Consider the following 17,023-nt stretch of genomic DNA (forward strand, 5'->3'; position numbering starts at 1 on the left):
TAATGCAGTTATTTGATTTTGCGTCTGCGCCACCACAATATTATCATAACAAAAATAATAATAAAAGGAACACCTATAGCTACAGGTAATATTCTTGATGGGACAACTGTTTTTTTAGGTGCTACATAAAAATGCACAATACTACTTGTTAATGGTTTGTTGCTATCAGGCAAAACAGCTGTAACAAAAAGTCCGTAATGACCTGAATTAATCAAACGAATAGTCCAGTTAGTTTGATATACCCCTTTAATAGGTAAACTGGAGATATGAACAGCCTTTTGTGCAGCCCAATCTTCCAAATCTACAGGATGTTCTTTCCCTTTATCTAAATTTACCAATGATAAATAAAGAACCACACCTTTTAGCTCACTTTTTGAGTTATTTGTAATAGTGGAATAAAATGTTGGTTTATCCCCCATTTGTAATGTTTTAGACAATTTTTCCGCTTTAAAATCAATAGAAACACTTTGAGCATACAGGGAAAATGACATAATTAAAAGAAATAAAATAATTTTTTTCATAATAATCTCTCCTTTTTAGTGGTTTTAACGACAATAACAATAGATACAATTGCATATATTAGAATAATTCCCATTCGGATTGCCTGAACAGAAAATGGTTCACTATCAATAATTACAGAATCTAATATATTTATCGCATCACCAAACGGATTTACATAATCCATAATTTTACCAAGCCCTGCTTTTCTCATTACCGGGGAAATAAGTAACGGAGTAGATGAAATAAGCACTATAGCAAGCATAATCATCAAACTGTTTTTCATACTGTTTATAAATTGAGATATTAAAATAGCAACAGATGTATAAATAATACTAAGCATCCAACCAATAAAAAAAAGATATACAAGTCCAACCACAACATTTTGCCCGCTACTTCCAACAGCTACAAAATATGGTAATCCTATAAAAAACAGTAAAAAGTAAAGAAATGATGAAAAAGCAAGCTTAGAAAGAATAATCTGTTTAGCGTCAATAGGGGTTATTAGTAATGTTTCAAGTGTTCTGCGCTCTCTTTCACCTGCAATAGCATCACTGCCGTAAACGGAAGATATAAGCATCATTAAAGCCAGTACAATTCCGCTTATCATATATAATGCCTGTGCATTGTCTAAAAGACTCAATTCCGTATTGGTAACCAAAAGTATAGAAAAGAGAGACAGTATAACAGATACCGCTAAGAAATAAAAAAGACCCTTTACTGAAAAAAACAGTTCCCCAAACTCTTTTTTAATTAAAGTTTTTGAAAAAGACATCATTTTACACCCCCTGTTACTTTAAAATAAAGATACTCCAAAGAACCTTCCAAAGCAATTGCTTGATTGATTTTTATACCTTTACTTAATAAATTTTTTAAAGCGGTATCAGGAGTAATATTGTTAATTTCACATTCTATCCATGACTCTTTTTTATTTATAAAATGAATATTTTCACTTTCACACTCTTTGGGGTTAAAATCCGCATCCGATATTTCATAACGAAATCTATAGTGCTTCTGTTGTGTGCGCTCATGTAAAGCACCCTCATATTGTAAAACACCATTAGCCAAAATTCCTATACGATTACATAAACGCTCAACATCATCCAATATATGTGTTGAAAGTATAACAGTAGTCTTGTTGTTACAATTAATCTTTAAAAGCAGATTATGAATTTCTCTGCGGCCTTTTGGGTCAAGTCCATTGGTCGGTTCATCAAGAATAAGAAGTTTAGGATTGTTTACTAAAGCCCTGGCAAGCCCCAGCCTTTTACGCATTCCCTGAGAATATTCACCAACAATTTTATTATCTTCAGGATCAAGACCGACACTTTCGAGTAAGCTCTTTATTTTTTGAGTGCTTGTATCAACACCATATAAATCTGCAAAAAACTGAAGATACTCTACATTTTTCATCCAGTTATATGCTTCAAAAAACTCAGGTAATGCATTAATCTCCTTACTTAACTTATGTATATTTTTTTCTAATGTTTCTCCATAAAGAAACACCTCTCCTTTTTCATATGGAAGCAAGCCAAGAATTACTCGAATGAGTGTACTTTTACCTGCTCCGTTTGGTCCAAGAAGACCATAAATTTCACCCTGCTTGATACTCATATTTAAACCTTTTAGAACTTCACTGATTCCGTAAGATTTATGTAAGTTTCTAATATTGATTGCATCCATAATATTTCCTTTTATATTTTAATCCTCAGCCGGTATTACATCCACTTTGCTAACAGTTAAATAAGCAACTACTGCTATGATAATGCTTAAGAATATAGTATTTACAACTCCTGCACTAATACCAAAACCTCCATCTACCGGTGCTTGAATTAATAAATCACCTAATGATGCTCCAACTGGTCTTGTAACTATAAATGCAAGCCAAAATGCTGTAACACCGTCTAACATTTTCATATAAAATAAAATACCAGCCAATACAAAAATACCGCCAAATAACATTAAAGAATTTAAGTAACCAAAATTTAAATGTTCAGATACAGTATCGCCTACAGCAGTTCCAAGTGCAAAAGTTATAAGAACTATAAGCCAGTAAAAAATCTCTCTTCTGTCATTTGTGATTTTATGAATAGAAAGAGTTCCTTCTTCTTTGTACCACAAATAAAATCCTGCCAACATAGCAATAGTAAATACCACATCAAGCGTAATTAAACTAACGCCTAATCCATCAACAAGTAAATCTGAGATTAAAGTCCCTTCAATACTCATCATAACTATCAAAAACCAGTATGCAGGTGCATAATATTTTTTTAATTTCAAATCCCAAATAACAGAACCTATTGTAATAACACCCATTAAAATAGTCGTTCCTACCAGTCCAACACCTAAATCCACATTAACAAAATCAGCAACAGTCTCTCCAACTGTTGTAGATAGTATTTTAACTATCCAGAAAAATACCGTTAAACCGGCAACTCTGTTAATTGTTGTACTTGCATTATTCATTTATTCACTCCTTGATTAGATTATTTTCAATAAAAGTTTACAAGGGTAAAATAAATCAAAAATAAATAATAATTTTTTTCATAAAATTACTGTTACTATAGTGCCTTTATTGAGTTGTGAAACAATTTGAAGATTACCGTCAATTAAATTTAAGAAGTTTTTAACAATAGAAAGCCCGAGTCCATAACCTTCTATTTTTTTATTTCTGCTTTCATCAGTTCTGTAAAATCTTTCTGTTATTTTATCTATTTTATCACCAGGTATTCCAATCCCTTCATCCTTAACAATAAAATATACTTTTTTATTTTTTAAATATAATGAAATGTAAATATTTTTCCCACTTGGAGTATATTTAACAGCATTATCAATAATATTTTTAAAAATAGTTTTAATTAAAAAGCAATTTGTTTCTTTTTCAATTTTTTCAAACTTCAATAATTCAATATTTATATTTTTTCTTTGAGCTGTTGAAGCATATTTTTCTATTACATCAAGTAAAATACTGTTAAAATCGCATATTGAAAATGTTTTTTTTACACTATATTTGTCATATTTTGTTATTAACAATAATTCGTTAATTATCGTTTCAATTTTTTGTATTTCAGTTTGTAATGTTTTTAAAGTATTTTTATAATATTCAATGTTTCTTTCTTTTTTTAACGCTAATTCAATGCTCATATCAATTACAGTTAAAGGAGTTTTAAGCTCATGAGAAACATCGCTATTGAATTTTTCAATTCTTTCAATACCGTTTTTTAATCTTTCTATCATATTATTAAAATTATCAACAAGTTCATCTATTTCTTTACCGTTATTTGAAAAATTTATATAAGAATTCAAATTATTTATATTTATTTTTCTTACTGTTTTATTAATTTGTTTTATAGGATTTAAAATTTTATTTAAAATATTATTTGCTAAAAAAATAAAAAGAATTAATAATAACACTTCAAGAAAAATTAAAATAGAGATAAAGCTTTCCATATTATCATCAAAATTATTCTTAGCAATTAAAATATAACGGTTATCATCTTTTAAAGCATAAAACACATCTTCATGACCATTTGTATGCAGGGCAAAAAAATTTTTTTTATTTTTTATACGAGTTAACAAAATTTTATCTTTTATTTCAAACTTCCCAAATTTATAAATTACTTTATTGTTTTTTACAATTAAAAAAGGATATTTAAATTTTCTGTTTTGATAGTTTTCAGAGTTTTCAATTTTTGATGCTTGTGTATATAATTCATTTTTGATATTTGAAATATTTTTTTGTTTTAAAAGGATATAAAAAGAAATTGTAAATATTGTAAATAATATAAATGAAACTAATCCAAAATACAACAGTATTTTTATTTTTATACTTTTATGTTTCAATTTTATAACCTAAACCTTTTATACTTTTTATAAAATTTTTACCAAGTTTTTTTCTTAAATGGTAAATTATTACAGGTACTAAATTACTTTCATTAATTTTTTCATTATTCCATAAATATTCTTCTATCATCATTTTAGAAACATAAGAGTTTTTTCTTTTTACAAGTAACATTAAAAGTTCGTATTCCTGTGCCGTCAAATCAATAATTGAAGATTTTTTTTTAACAATTTTCTTATCTGTATCAATAACAATATCTTTTATGCTAATAATATTTTGTCCGTTTAAAACCATTCTTCTATAAATAGCTTCTATTCTTGCCTGCAATTCCTGAAGGCTAAAAGGTTTGGGCAAATAATCATCAGCACCTGTTTTCAATCCTTTTATTTTATCTTCAATATCACCTTTTGCCGTAAGCATTATAACGGGTGTTGTAATATTTTTTTCTCTTAATGTTTTTAAAACATCAATACCGCTCTTTTCAGGCAGCATCCAATCTAAAATAATAACATCATATTGATTTAGTATTGCCAAATATTCACCATCTGCTCCATTTTGCGCAATATCAATAATAAAGCCTTCCTCCTTTAAATGTTCTTTTAATAAAGAGAGGATGTTTAAATCATCCTCTACAATTAAAATTTTCATTATTGTTTCCTAATTGTCATTATTGTCATTTCCGTTATCATTTTCACTTTCGTCACTGTTGTTGATATTTTCTTTATTGTCCATTTGATCAGAATCATCAACTTTATCAGAAACAACACTTAGTATTTTACCATTACCTGAGTCCACATATATATCTGTAGTTTTATTATTACTAAAAACTTCTGCTTTATACACTAAGTTTCCATCTATATCCTCAAGCTTAATACCAGTTATTTTACCGTTATGAAAACTGTTTTTAATTTTTTTAGCTACATCTAAAGCACCTATTTTTGCATCTTTTTTTTCACTGATTTCTGAACCTGCAATTTGAATGGAACTTTTTATTACTACATCTTTTCCACCATCATCATTTGTTTCAATGTCTCCCGCCATTGCTACACTTCCAACTAAACCTAATATTACCATACTTTTAACAAAATATGAATTTTTTTTCATGTCAAATCCTTTAATGTTTTTTTTATTGCAGCCAAATTATATATCTTCTAAATAAATCAAAAATAAAAAAATAATTTTTATTTGAGTTTTTCTTATAAACAAGAATCATTTAGCACTAATTTAATAGAATCTTTAAATTTCGTTAAAAAAAACAGAATATGAAGGCTTATTCCATTCAAAGTAGTAGCTTTTAAAATATTTTCCTTCAGTAGAGGAGGTTATTCAAAAATTTAAAAGCCCCAGAGCAAGAAATTATTATAATGAATGCTATTAGTATGAAGTTGATTGTCTGCTTTTAATATCATAAAAACAGACAATCGGAAAGTTTTAGAAATTATAAGTCAAATATAATCTATAGTTTTTAACTGGATTTTTATCATATTCAACATCTTCAAAGTGGAATTTTACTCCAAGACCTTTTAGAACATTTTTAAATTTATATGAAGCAATTAAATCATAAGCATTTAGATCTTTTCCACCGTTTAATGTTCCGTTTGAACCTACCATGTAATCAGTATATCTTCCCAAAAGCATTATTTTTTTAGCAAATTTATATTTTAAATTTAAAGATAAAGCATTTACATCTTTTTGATAATTTTCAAGACCTATGATGTCACCTGCGTATGCCCAATTTGATGAAATACCTACACCTGAGACCATACCTTTGTCCTTATTGGCTATCGTATAGCCTAAACTTGTAATAAAACCATTGTATTTTGTCGCCAATTTAAATCCTAAAAGATCTCCACTTACACTGTTATCATTGTCAACATTACTTGAGCCGTATTGGATTCCTGCAAGCATACCAAGACCGGCTGCTTTAAATTTATATTCAGCTTGAGCAAGAGCTACGGAGATATCACCCATATTATCACCTGTTTTGGCTATGGTTGCATTTTTTATTTTTAAATATTGTCCTGTTAGTTTTAAACCTTTTATAGTTTGATTTTGTACTAATGCAGTCCATATACCATCACCCAAAGTATACTTATATTTTGCTCCGTACATAAAAATCTTTTTATCGAATTTACCTACACCTCCCCCATTTGCACCTTTAAAGTTTGTTCTTGTTAAATATTTATCAACGTAACCGACAAATATTTTAGTTTTCGGCAACTCTTTTGTAGTAGCAGTATAACCTTCAAAAGATTCGTGGATTATTCTTGAACCGTTACCTGCAAGAAGAGGAGTTTGAATAAATTGTCTTCCTATTTTAAGCGAACTTTTTTTATATTTATATTTCAAATAAGCCTCTTCCAAGACAGCTCCCGGACCATAAAGATCTGCCTTATAAAAGTTTTTTGCTTCTGAGCTAGCCCAAGGGGAATCACTGCTTTGAAATCTAAAGCCGGCACTAAATCCATAAAAATCACCAGTTACATAATTTAGCATAACACCAAGACTCAAAATACTTTCTTTACCTTTTGAGCCTTTATCTACATTATAATTTATAGCTTTTAACTGGCCTTTAATTTTTCCATTTTTAAACGCATCACTTAAAGAGTCTCCCGCATTTGCACTCATAGCCAATGTTGCCAAAACCACTAAGCTTAAACTTATATTTTTTAATTTCATTTTTATACTCCTTTTACTTTTTTTATTTTTACTGGAATCGCATGTCTTGCATTTGAACCGCATACAAAGTCGCTTGCAGTTTGCATACCAGCAGTCGGATCTAAAAGACCAATCTTGTTTATGTCTACACCGCTTTTTCTTCTTATTATAGCTTTTATCGTTTTGCCATTTATAACAATATTTTCAGCTCCGCTAGCATCTCTTCCAAGGCCATGTTCAACACCTATGCATCCAGGCATTACCCCATTTCTGTATCTCAGATATCCCTTTACTTTTCCATATTCTGATGCAACTTCTACCAAATCACCAAGATTCAGACCAAACTCTTTGGCAGTTTTTGGATTTAGATCTATATATGTTGTAAATCTTATTTCGGCCAGATTATTGCTGTTTGCATCAGGAGTTGCCAACACATTTGATTTAAAAGAAAAAGCTGTTAACGGATACTTGTCTTTAGGATATATTTCGTCATATGTTTTTCCCCCAACTTGTCTTTGCTTAAAAAATTTGATAGTTCCGCTATATCTTTCACCTGTTAGTGAATTTCTTGTAGTACCAACTGTTTCATTATATATTTGTACAGGTTTTTTATATTGATGAGCGAGAAATTCACCTTTATAACTGTCTTCTACATCTTCATATCTTCCCCCTCTAGCCATCACATATGCTGTTTTTCTCCAGTTTTTTCCACAGATTCTTTTAAGTGAAGGGACATAATCTTCTATACCACTGAGCTTTATATCCTCATCAGTTGCATCTGGTACTGGTGTACCATCCATTGCAATATTTTCAAACGCCCTTAAATATATATCCTCAGCTTTATTTAACGGATACCAGTTACCATCATTTCCTTTTATGGCTTTTTCTCCAAAACCGGGAAGTTTTAACTTTTTACCAAGAGCTATCATAAAGCTAATCATTTCTATTGGTTCCCCGTTTTTAAAAGTAGCTTGTTTTGGCTTTACAACAGGAAACCTCAACGTATTACATTTAGTTAAATAACCATTCCATACATGCACAATTCCCCAAGTCTCATAAAGGACAGAATCCGGCACGATATAATCAGCATATTTGGATGTGTCATTTATAAATGGGTCAACTGCAATAAAAAGAGGAATAGATTTTTTTGGATCAGCTAAAAGCTCTTTCATTTTACTTTCTGAACCACTTGTCCCATATAAAAAGTCAGAACTATTAGTTATTAATACATCCAACTTATAAGGATAACCTTCGGCACTATTATTTAATATATGATGTGAAAGCTGGCTTGTAAATGGAAACCAATTCCCTTTTGCAGGATATGGATTTTCACCTTTGGCTAATTTATTTTTATACTCATTTGTTTTTTCATATGACATTCTTGCTCTATCTATTCTTGTAGCTTTTATATTCGGTTTTCCTTTATATGCAAAAAGATTATATTTTTTACCTATAAAATCTTTATAAGCTCCTCCGCCTGCACTCATTCCGCCTTTATAGTTTAAGCTTCCCACCATTGCACCTAACAACATTACAGCATAAGCTGTATAAAAACCTGTAGTATGCATTGTGCCTCCATGACAGTCAACACTTGCTTTTCTGCCATGAGTAACAAGTTTTTTCGCTACTTCCTGCATAGTTTCTATACTAACTCCGCACTCTTTGGAATACTCTTGCAAACTTAATTCATTTACATTTTCTTTTAACTCATTAAAAGAAGTTCTTACACTGTATGTTTTTCCTTTGTATTCAACACTGCCTTTAAAATCAAGCACTGCCTGAATCACATCATTTGAAGATTTTAAAGTATTGTCAGTTGCATCTAAAACCAAAGGAATTTTGCCATCTTTTAGTATTTTTCCAAACCCATCTTTATCTTGAATTATTAAATGTGCAGCATTTGTCCAGGAAACATCATTCAATGCTTTCATAGCTTTTGCTGAAGGCATAGATAGATATTTTTTATTATACATTTTATTATTTATAATAATTTGTAAAACTCCCATTACAAATGCCAAATCAGTTCCGGGCTTTATAGGTATCCAATGACTTCTTGTTCCGGCTGATATCATATCACTATTGCCTTGCATCGGAGATACTATAGTATAGTCTATATTGCCTTCACTTCTAGCACGAGCTAAAAGCTTACCTTGTCTTTTAAAAGGATTGCCTGCTTGCCCCGGAGGTGTTCCAATACTAAGCAGATACTCGGTATTTTCAAAATCAGGCTTTAAATGTGGATATTTTTTAAAATTACCAAGATATGCTGCTTCTCCGGCTCTCATGGATAAACCGCAAGTTGCACCATGACCCGCCCAATTACAGGTACCGAAAGATTTTAAAAATCTATTTACAACTACTTTAAATCTTCCTTCATGAGTAGTGCCAATAAAACATAACCCGTTTGATTTGGGTCCAAATACAGGCTCATCAGGATTGATAGGAGTTTTAATGTCTCTTACATCTTTCAATCCCTTCACATGTCCTTCTCCAAAAAGATTACCACCATTTACTATTTCATCTATAAGTTGCTCAATTTCAATCTCTTTCCATTTGTTTTCACCCCTTTTTCCAACTCTTTTTAAGGGTTTTAAAACTCTAAATTTATCATCTATTTTATCAAAGACTGCATTACCTCTGGCGCATACATTGGATCTATATTTTTCAAATTTACCATTTTGGGACAATATTTCATAACTTTCTTTTATACTTGTATTATACGGTAACCAAGGATCACTTGAGAGAAGATTATAAGGGTTGCCAAAAACTCTGAGTACTTTATCAGTTTTTTTATCTATTTTTACTCTAACACCGCACTGAGTTACACAACCTATACAAGTCGTGGGACAGATTTTAAAATCATCATTAGGCACGAACTGATCATTTACATAACTGTACTCTGGCTTGTAAGAATTTCCATAAATAGGATCTTTTGCTTTTTCACCATCCGTTGACATTGTCACAGCTTGTTTTAAAGTCTTTTTATAGCCCACAATAGAAGCAGAAGCTGCTACAGCAGATGTTCCAATTAAAAAATTTCTTCTTTTTTTATCCATTTTGCACTCCTTTATAACTATCTCTCATTTCTTCATCCCATGGAAAAATCACTGCAAATATTGAAATCGCTGCAATAACAAATGCAAAATTTGATGCAACTGACATTATGCTATCCGGTCCAAAAACTGGAGATATATACTCCATAAATCCGGGCACTGTTTTTGGTAGCTCTTGTCCTCCTATGACTAAAGTTTCCCTAAACATCCATCCTCCAACAGCTGAAGCAATTGCTGCTAATGAAACTAAAAATAGTGACTTTCTTAATAAAGTTAATCCTATAATTGCAGGTATAATATAACATATAATATATTCGCCAACTACCTTGCTTAAATGTAAATCAAAATATTTAAAAAGTATATATTTGTTTGATCCATTAAACGGCATTGCAAAACTTAACCAAAATACGTGTACAAGAAGTTCTATTAAAATAAACCAGGCTAAAAGGTTGGCAAGACTTTCGATCATCTTTCTGTCAACTTTCATTTTCTCTGAAAAGAATTTTTGAAAAATTATTAACAAAATAATCAAAACGCCTATACCTTCTACCAGCGCAGAAGTAAGAAATAAAACAGGCATCAATGGCGTATGCCATAATGGAACAGCATGAACAACTCCTATAATATAGCCGGTATAAATTTCCAAAGCCATAGCTAATGGAATACCCGCAGCAGCAAGAAAATATAAAATCTTATTATCCTTATTATCTATGTTTTGTGAAACTCTGCCCAAAGTTAAAATTTTATAAAACATTCTGCCTGCTGCACCAGAGTTTTCCATTCTTTTAAGAAAATATGGACGATAAAATGTCAGTATTGTTAAAATAATGAGTCCAGTATAAGACATAAGTATCAATACTCCCCATTTCATTGGTGATGTAGGAAAGTGTCCCCATCCATAAAGGAAAAAATTTATCAAACGGCCGGGTTGCTTTAAATCATCAATAAGATTCAATGGAGCCGCCACAATAAATGCAAATGCTATCAACAATGAAAATCCGGCAATGGGACGATACTTTTTTATACCAAATACAATAGCCAAGCTAAAAATAATAAAAGCAGCGGCTGAAGTACTCGTAAACCAAAAATAGTTAGGAATATCAAACCCCCAAGCTCTGTCAGGAGTAACTGAAGCTAATGTGGTTATTATTTGTGTTTCCATTTTACACTCCTTTTTCTGGATAAATAACCCATTCTTTTTCTAAAATTTTTAATTTAGAACGCACCCAATCATCAAGGACAGGCGTCGCATCCAAAACTTCTACAAGTCGATCATCCAAACCAATATAAAACACCTGGGGTTTATTGCCTTGTTCAGGTTTTAAAACATCGTGTGAATAAGTATTAAAAAGCTTTGAAACTTCTGAATTTTTATCATTCAAATCACCAAAAATTCTTGCTCCCCCCACACATGTTTCAACACATGCCGGTAATAGCCCTTTATCAACTCTTTGTGCACAAAAATTACATTTATCTACTACTTTTGTCTCTGTATTGATAAATCGTTTATCATAAGGACAAGCTTCTACACAGTATCCGCACCCCCAACAAACAGTATTATCAACGACAACAATTCCATCTTCTCGTTTAAATGTTGCTCCTGTTGGGCAAACACTTACACAAGAAGGCTCATCGCAATGATTACATAGTTGAGGCAAAAATCCTTTCCTAACATCTGGAAATTCTCCAATCTCCATCTCGGGAACATACGTTCTATGCTGTCCTTTAGGAACTTGATTTTCCACCATACATGCTGCTGTACAAGCTTGACAACCTATGCATTTTCTAAGATCTATAACCATTACAAAATGTTTACCTTTTTGACCAATATATTTTGGGTCATCTTTATCTCTACCAGGGATTTTTAAAGAAAAAGCATTTGCGTCAGATGCTGCTACCATAGCAACCGCTGTTGAAGCAATTCCTTTTTTAATAAAATCCCTTCTTGATTTTTCTTTAGGCATATTTACTCCTTTTTAAGAATTCAAACAATTATAAAACAAAAAAGGGGGAAAACAGGGGGAAAAATTAAATCATTATTAAAAAATTATAGTAAAAACTGCTCCCTTATCTTCATTTTTAACTTCAAGTTTTCCATTATTGTTTTTCTCAATAATAGTCTTTGTCATATATAATCCTATACCAATACCGCTTTTAGCGTGCTTTGTACTAAAGTATGGTTCAAAAATTTTATCTATAGGAATAACTTTTATTCCTCCTGCGTTATCCGAAATAAGAATTATTTTGTTTGAATTTTCTGTGAAAGTTTTTACATGTATTTTACCATTTCGTATACCTCTTTGAACAATTACATCTTTAGCATTAACAATGATATTTAAAACCGCTTGAGCCATTTCATTTGGATAACCGTTTAATGTAAAATCATCTTTTATTTCTATATCAAGCTTAATATTATTATTTTTCAGTGAAGCTATTATAAGTTTTTTTATTTTTTCTATAAGATTTGATACAAAAAAATTTCTAAAATCATCTATTGTTTTAGACATAAATGCAATTGCTTCATTTGCTTCTTGTATTTTTAACTTAAATTTTTCTTTTGTAAGATTGTTTCTTTCAGAATGAAGTTCCATACTTATTAGAATTAAAGACAGTTCAGTTAAAGGCTGCCTCCATTGGTGAGCTATATTTCCTATCATTTCACCCATACTGGCTAATTTACTTTGATGAAGTAATATTCTCTCTTTTTCATTTACTTCTCTCTCTTTTTTTAGCCTCTCTTTTATCTCCTTTTCCACTCTAATCTGTAAATTTTTATTTAACTTTTGCAACTCTTTTTGACTATTTACAAGTTTTGTATTTACTTCATCGAGTTGCCTTAAAATGATATCAAAACCATAATTTATAACTACAGCAGTAACTATAATAAATAATATTATTCCTATAACACCTTGTAAAATCGCTTTATTTAATATCATTCTCCAATTGGAAATATCCTGAAAAAAAATGATCTTAAAATCATTTTTTTTATTTATACCTCTTCCTTTAATGATATAAGTCAGATAATCTCTCTTTTTAAACTTAATCTCTTTAAAATTGGATAGTTTCTTATTTTTTATCAATTTTTTAACATAATCGTTTCCATGTAATGAAAAAATGAGGTTTTGCCCGTAACCGTCATAATATATATATGCATCCATATCTATAAGTTTTCTAATTTGAGATAGAAAATATCTGGGATCTATTACAAAAACAACATATCCTATTATATTGGAGTTTTTATCTCTTGCCTCAGACACGGTATGATAAAAAAACTTTCCCTCCCCATACCAAAAGCCGTCATATGGAAATTTTTTACCTTTGATATAAGGAAGTTTTAACTGTGCTTTTTGACCAAAATATGTCAAAAGTTTTCCATTATTATCATAAAAAGCAAAAGTTGTTAAGTATCTGTTCTCTTTTGTTATAATTTTCCATCTTGGAAGACTTAAATCATGCAACGCTTTTATATCTTTTTTTTCAAATGCTTTTTTTATCCCGTAAGAATTTATGTTGGCATATCCTCTTGTCGTATAAAACTTTCTTACTCTTTTTAATATTTCATTATAAACGTGCGTTACTTTTTTAAGCTCCATTTGCTGGTTGGCTTTGGCAAAATTCTTTATATCTATATATCGTATGGAAAAAAATATGACGGACAGGGTAATGATAACGAACAGGACAAGTATAATGGTTTTTGTTTTTACCGATACGGAGCTTGATAAATTTTTAAATTTCAAATATATATCCTATGCTGTATATATTTTTTATATTTTGGGAACCTATCTTTCTTCTAATCTCTTTAACAAGAGATTTGACAGCTTCTTTGCTTGGATATTCATATTCCCAAACATAATTGGAAATTTCATCAAAAGACACAACTTTATTTGCATTTTGAATCAAAAACTCCAAAAGTCTGCTTTCTTTTTTAGATAAGTTTATGTTTTTATTACCATAAGATACTGTTTTTTTTTGCAGGATTATAAATACAGCCATTTTTTAATTTTATGTTCATATTGTAATCAACTAGTTCTAAAGCTACTTTTTCCAATGCTTTTAAGAAATTATTTTTATCGAAAGGTTTTATTAAAAATTTTGTAATTTTAAGTTCAATTGCTCTCCACAAATAATTTTGTTCAGTATGAGCAGATAATATAATGACAGGAATTTTTTTTATTTTTTTTCTTATTTCTTTAACAGCATCTAATCCATCCATATTTGGCATACAAATATCAAATATTAAAACATCATAATTTCCAAAACTCATTTCCTCGACAGCTTCTTTGCCATTACAAACAGCTACCACCCTTTCAAAAAATATCTCTAAAATATCAATAACTTTATTTCGTATTCCATCTTCATCTTCCGCATATAAAACTTTTTTATCAGACAATATATTTAATATGTCAATATTATTTATTTTCATCTTTTAGCCCTCTAATGTATAATTTTATTTTTGATATAATTATACATAAAATTTAATAAAGAACTTCTGTATTTCTTTACTAAAAAACATCTTCTTCTGTACAATAAATCATTAAGTAAAATTAATATTTTTTTATAAAACATTAAATAAAACTTAGATGTTTGTTAGCTTTATAATATTCTCAATAAAAATTCCTATACCCATAATAATTGTAAAAACTGCAAAAATAAAACGCAATCTATTCTGATTGATTTTTTTAGCAAAATATGCACCGATAAATCCGCCTAAAGCACCTCCTATTGCAAAAACTGCACTTATATTATAATCAATTTCTCTGCCTTGAATTAAATAACTTAATAATCCAAAAACTCCAAACAAAAATATAATAAACAATGAAGTTGCAATAGCTTCTTTTATTTTTAAATTAGCTCCCATATATAATGCCGGTACAAGTAAAAATCCTCCTCCTACACCAAAAAAACCACTGGCAAAACCGGTTATAAAACCAAGAATTAATATCTTTTTATAATCAATTCCTGTTGTTTTTTTATTTATCTTTTGATTTTTTGGTTTGGTCATTTTAAAACCTATAAAAATCATTAATATTGCAAAACTAATTAAAAGATCAGGTCCTTTTAGAACTTTATTTGCCAATGAACCAAGATATATACTGATAATTCCTGGTGTTGCCATTAAAAATGCTATTTTAAAATTTACAAGAAACTCTTTAATATAAGAAAAAGAAGCGATAAGAGAGGTTATACCTACAGCTATAAGCGAAGTAATAATGGCTAAATGAATATCTTCCCCTACTAAATATACAAGTAAAGGAACAGCAATTATAGACCCTCCTCCACCTGTTAAACCTAAAGCAACTCCTGAGATTAAACCTCCTATTAATGCTAAAATAATATCAGTCATAAAGATTTCTTGATTTTATGCCACTACAAAATAAGTATAACCGGCTTTTCTATAAGCATTAATGGCTTGTAGTCCGCCTTCACTTGCAATTGATGTCCCTTCAGGCAAATCTTTACTATCTAATCCGAGTAAATGCATACTGTTTATACAAAAATTAAAATCTACTCCCTTAGCTGCAAATTCTTCAATTTTTTCTTTTAAATGCCCGTGTGCAAATGCAGGTAACACTGCCCCGCCAACAACTACAACCTTAATATCAACTTCTTCCATATTTGCATGTAACATATTGAATAAATGCACATAATGACTCGGTTCCAATAATTGCATTACCCATTTTTCTTGTTTCATAGTATTATCCTTTTTATGTATATTTTTTTTTATTTTGTTCAAACTTTTTACACTCCTCTTCTTCTTTTGGCAATCCTGTTTCAGGAGATAAACAAGGAGCATGGAATAGATATCCGCTCCACATTCCTTTTATAGTTTTTACAAATATAATTAACCAAAACACCATTAACTGTACGCTTAAAAGCATTCCGAAATATTCAAATGCATTTATGCCTGTTTCTTTCCAAAGTTGAAAAGTTGACGCTGTAAAAACTCCTACCGGGAAAGTAAATCCCCACCATCCCATATTAAAAGGCAGTCCTTCTTTGAAAAACTTTAATGTTATAAACCAAGCCATAAAAAACCACCATAATGCATATCCCCATATTAACAATCCCATAATTAATCCAAAATCGTATAAAAATGAAGATATTCCTTCTAAGCCTGTACCAGCTAATGCACTTTTAGCACTGTTTCCAAGCAAAAGCAATCCAAGTGCACCTGTTCCTAATGGTCCCAACGTCAGCCAGCTGGTAACAGCCATTGCTTTATCAGGAAGTTTATGAGTTGCAAGCCTTAAAAATAAAATCACCAATATTGAAAATGCCAATGGCACAGAAAACGTCCATAAAATGTAACTTAATATAAGCATAGTCTCACCCATAGAATTTGGAAAATATGGAGCCAACATTCCACCTGCAGATGCGGTAACTTCAGAAGCTACAATTGGTAAAAGCCATACAGCTGTCATATTTTCCAATTTATGTTCTTTTTGAACTGTAAACATTAAATAAGGCACTAACCATCCTACACCTACTGCTAAAATAACATCAATCCACCATAAATATAATGCTATATCCAAAGCTTTATCACCCATTATTGGTGGACCAAATATAGCAAATCCTTCTAATATTGGGACTAATGCCATAGGTATAGCTCCTAAAAACATAGATTGAACGGGGTGCTTTAACATAAGAGCAATAGCTTCAGGATATAAAATTATCCTGGCAATCATTAAAAATGAAAACAGTAAAAAGAAAAGAATATCGACTATCCAAAATCCAATACCAATTTGTGTTTGGCCGTAAAATATATTTGTATTTATATTATGTAATGTCAAAAAAGCAATACCGGTACCCATATTAAGAGTAAACCAGTTTGGTGTGAAGTCTCTAATTACTTCTGATAAGCCTTTATTTTGTAAAGGTTTTAAATTCATTTTCATATCCTTTTTTTTGTAATAATATATAAAATTTAATAATTAGTAAAATTAATTAAATTTAATGAAAAAATTATTGTTTT

The 17,023-nt window shown here is 30.1% G+C and carries 17 protein-coding genes; all 17 read right to left on the bottom strand.

What is annotated here, in order from left to right; all coding sequences use genetic code 11:
- Positions 1-8: 8 nt before the first annotated feature.
- Positions 9-521: a hypothetical protein gene (locus tag DZ67_RS0100180; protein WP_024788970.1), complete on the bottom strand. Its 513-nt coding sequence runs from the start codon at positions 519-521 to the stop codon at positions 9-11.
- Positions 518-1,276: an ABC transporter permease gene (locus DZ67_RS0100185; protein ID WP_024786698.1), complete on the bottom strand. Its 759-nt coding sequence runs from the start codon at positions 1,274-1,276 to the stop codon at positions 518-520. Before DZ67_RS0100185 ends, DZ67_RS0100180 begins: the two co-directional genes overlap by 4 nt.
- A complete protein-coding gene (locus tag DZ67_RS0100190; protein WP_024786699.1) occupies positions 1,273-2,181 on the bottom strand; it encodes an ABC transporter ATP-binding protein in 909 nt (302 codons plus the stop codon). The genes DZ67_RS0100185 and DZ67_RS0100190 overlap by 4 nt, the downstream gene beginning before the upstream one ends.
- Before the next feature lie 18 nt (positions 2,182-2,199).
- Positions 2,200-2,964 (bottom strand): COG4705 family protein, encoded by a 765-nt coding sequence (locus tag DZ67_RS0100195; protein WP_024788971.1) that lies wholly within the window; start codon positions 2,962-2,964, stop codon positions 2,200-2,202.
- Positions 2,965-3,042: 78 nt separating this feature from the next.
- Positions 3,043-4,341 (bottom strand): sensor histidine kinase, encoded by a 1,299-nt coding sequence (locus DZ67_RS0100200; RefSeq protein ID WP_024786701.1) that lies wholly within the window; start codon positions 4,339-4,341, stop codon positions 3,043-3,045.
- On the bottom strand, positions 4,331-4,987 hold the full coding sequence (locus DZ67_RS0100205; protein ID WP_024786702.1) for a response regulator transcription factor: 657 nt from the start codon (positions 4,985-4,987) through the stop codon (positions 4,331-4,333). The genes DZ67_RS0100200 and DZ67_RS0100205 overlap by 11 nt, the downstream gene beginning before the upstream one ends.
- Before the next feature lie 9 nt (positions 4,988-4,996).
- Positions 4,997-5,443, bottom strand: a complete 447-nt coding sequence (locus DZ67_RS0100210) for a PepSY domain-containing protein (RefSeq protein ID WP_024786703.1) — start codon at positions 5,441-5,443, stop codon at positions 4,997-4,999.
- Between the two features lie 327 nt (positions 5,444-5,770).
- Entirely contained in the window at positions 5,771-7,018 is a 1,248-nt protein-coding gene (locus DZ67_RS10175; RefSeq protein WP_024786704.1) for an OprD family outer membrane porin, read from the bottom strand.
- Between the two features lie 2 nt (positions 7,019-7,020).
- The gene (locus tag DZ67_RS0100220) at positions 7,021-10,053 is read right to left on the bottom strand and encodes a molybdopterin dinucleotide binding domain-containing protein (RefSeq protein WP_024786705.1); all 3,033 of its coding nucleotides are present in this window, start codon (positions 10,051-10,053) and stop codon (positions 7,021-7,023) included.
- The gene (gene nrfD, locus DZ67_RS0100225; RefSeq protein WP_024786706.1) at positions 10,046-11,212 is read right to left on the bottom strand and encodes an NrfD/PsrC family molybdoenzyme membrane anchor subunit; all 1,167 of its coding nucleotides are present in this window, start codon (positions 11,210-11,212) and stop codon (positions 10,046-10,048) included. Before nrfD ends, DZ67_RS0100220 begins: the two co-directional genes overlap by 8 nt.
- A 1-nt stretch (position 11,213) precedes the next feature.
- Complete coding sequence (dsrO, locus tag DZ67_RS0100230; protein WP_024786707.1) at positions 11,214-12,014, bottom strand: sulfate reduction electron transfer complex DsrMKJOP subunit DsrO; 801 nt, start codon at positions 12,012-12,014, stop codon at positions 11,214-11,216.
- Positions 12,015-12,089: 75 nt separating this feature from the next.
- On the bottom strand, positions 12,090-13,643 hold the full coding sequence (locus DZ67_RS10180) for a cache domain-containing protein (RefSeq protein ID WP_024786708.1): 1,554 nt from the start codon (positions 13,641-13,643) through the stop codon (positions 12,090-12,092).
- 133 nt (positions 13,644-13,776) lie between these two features.
- Positions 13,777-13,959 (bottom strand): helix-turn-helix domain-containing protein, encoded by a 183-nt coding sequence (locus DZ67_RS10660; RefSeq protein ID WP_201767400.1) that lies wholly within the window; start codon positions 13,957-13,959, stop codon positions 13,777-13,779.
- Positions 13,960-13,996: 37 nt separating this feature from the next.
- The gene (locus tag DZ67_RS09580) at positions 13,997-14,473 is read right to left on the bottom strand and encodes a response regulator (protein WP_201767401.1); all 477 of its coding nucleotides are present in this window, start codon (positions 14,471-14,473) and stop codon (positions 13,997-13,999) included.
- Between the two features lie 153 nt (positions 14,474-14,626).
- Entirely contained in the window at positions 14,627-15,394 is a 768-nt protein-coding gene (locus DZ67_RS0100245; protein ID WP_024788972.1) for a sulfite exporter TauE/SafE family protein, read from the bottom strand.
- Between the two features lie 15 nt (positions 15,395-15,409).
- Positions 15,410-15,742 (bottom strand): DsrE family protein, encoded by a 333-nt coding sequence (locus tag DZ67_RS0100250; RefSeq protein ID WP_162147141.1) that lies wholly within the window; start codon positions 15,740-15,742, stop codon positions 15,410-15,412.
- 13 nt (positions 15,743-15,755) lie between these two features.
- A complete protein-coding gene (locus tag DZ67_RS0100255) occupies positions 15,756-16,940 on the bottom strand; it encodes a TDT family transporter (RefSeq protein ID WP_201767402.1) in 1,185 nt (394 codons plus the stop codon).
- Positions 16,941-17,023 lie beyond the last annotated feature (83 nt).

The organism is Lebetimonas sp. JS138, assembly GCF_000523335.1.
Lineage (GTDB): Bacteria > Campylobacterota > Campylobacteria > Campylobacterales > Nautiliaceae > Lebetimonas.

What these genes read in the sequence shown, in the direction of transcription:
- DZ67_RS0100180 (WP_024788970.1), bottom strand. Translation starts at nt 521, where the DNA reads ATGAAAAAAATTATTTTATTTCTTTTAATTATGTCATTTTCCCTGTAT.
- DZ67_RS0100185 (WP_024786698.1), bottom strand. Translation starts at nt 1,276, where the DNA reads ATGATGTCTTTTTCAAAAACTTTAATTAAAAAAGAGTTTGGGGAACTG.
- DZ67_RS0100190 (WP_024786699.1), bottom strand. Translation starts at nt 2,181, where the DNA reads ATGGATGCAATCAATATTAGAAACTTACATAAATCTTACGGAATCAGT.
- DZ67_RS0100195 (WP_024788971.1), bottom strand. Translation starts at nt 2,964, where the DNA reads ATGAATAATGCAAGTACAACAATTAACAGAGTTGCCGGTTTAACGGTA.
- DZ67_RS0100205 (WP_024786702.1), bottom strand. Translation starts at nt 4,987, where the DNA reads ATGAAAATTTTAATTGTAGAGGATGATTTAAACATCCTCTCTTTATTA.
- DZ67_RS0100210 (WP_024786703.1), bottom strand. Translation starts at nt 5,443, where the DNA reads ATGAAAAAAAATTCATATTTTGTTAAAAGTATGGTAATATTAGGTTTA.
- DZ67_RS10175 (WP_024786704.1), bottom strand. Translation starts at nt 7,018, where the DNA reads ATGAAATTAAAAAATATAAGTTTAAGCTTAGTGGTTTTGGCAACATTG.
- DZ67_RS0100220 (WP_024786705.1), bottom strand. Translation starts at nt 10,053, where the DNA reads ATGGATAAAAAAAGAAGAAATTTTTTAATTGGAACATCTGCTGTAGCA.
- nrfD (WP_024786706.1), bottom strand. Translation starts at nt 11,212, where the DNA reads ATGGAAACACAAATAATAACCACATTAGCTTCAGTTACTCCTGACAGA.
- dsrO (WP_024786707.1), bottom strand. Translation starts at nt 12,014, where the DNA reads ATGCCTAAAGAAAAATCAAGAAGGGATTTTATTAAAAAAGGAATTGCT.
- DZ67_RS10180 (WP_024786708.1), bottom strand. Translation starts at nt 13,643, where the DNA reads ATGGAGCTTAAAAAAGTAACGCACGTTTATAATGAAATATTAAAAAGA.
- DZ67_RS09580 (WP_201767401.1), bottom strand. Translation starts at nt 14,473, where the DNA reads ATGAAAATAAATAATATTGACATATTAAATATATTGTCTGATAAAAAA.
- DZ67_RS0100245 (WP_024788972.1), bottom strand. Translation starts at nt 15,394, where the DNA reads ATGACTGATATTATTTTAGCATTAATAGGAGGTTTAATCTCAGGAGTT.
- DZ67_RS0100250 (WP_162147141.1), bottom strand. Translation starts at nt 15,742, where the DNA reads ATGAAACAAGAAAAATGGGTAATGCAATTATTGGAACCGAGTCATTAT.
- DZ67_RS0100255 (WP_201767402.1), bottom strand. Translation starts at nt 16,940, where the DNA reads ATGAATTTAAAACCTTTACAAAATAAAGGCTTATCAGAAGTAATTAGA.